Source organism: Gluconobacter sp. P1D12_c (genome assembly GCF_018812105.1).
Lineage (GTDB): Bacteria > Pseudomonadota > Alphaproteobacteria > Acetobacterales > Acetobacteraceae > Gluconobacter > Gluconobacter oxydans_A.
Genome location: NZ_JACSIQ010000224.1, coordinates 1 through 562 on the forward strand (window position 1 = coordinate 1; position 562 = coordinate 562).

The following is a 562-nucleotide window of genomic DNA, read 5'->3' on the forward strand; positions in this document are numbered from 1 at the left end:
AATGATCTGCACCGCCTTCAGTAATCCCTGTACCGTGCGACCACCCTGAAACTGGAACGCGTTCAGGAATGGACCAATGGCAGGACGAAGAGAGCGATGCCGGTTGATCAGTTCGGCCGTGCGATCAATGGTCTCTGGAGCTGTCAGGGTTTCAGCCCTGCCGATGGCGTCCTGGAGGCGGGGCCAGTCAATTCCCGTAATGGCAGACAGTGAATCAACGCCCTGATCACGGGCCTCAATCAGATGACGGCAAGAGGTTGTCAGCAGACGAAGCTGGGCCTGCAACGATCGCATGGTGACAATCGCTTTGTCACGGATCCGGTGCTCGGCACGGCGCATCATGCTTCCGAGGAGTTTGTCCATCATTGTGAGGGCCGCGTCGGTTAGAACCTCCTCAAGTCGGACCCCGGCTGCCACCAGAATGGCGTAACGACGGGATGACCGAAGCTCGGCCAGATGCTGGGGCGTAATCCGGGCAGCTTCTTCGCTCAAACGGTCAAAGGCCACACGCGGTATGGTCGTGGCGCGAGCGCTGTCGAGGTTCAGGGATCGTACACACTCC

At 59.3% G+C, this 562-nt stretch carries 1 pseudogene; it reads right to left on the reverse strand.

The window, feature by feature from the left end:
• Positions 1–562 (reverse strand): annotated as a pseudogene (locus KP705_RS16455) (Tn3 family transposase); the annotation flags it as partial.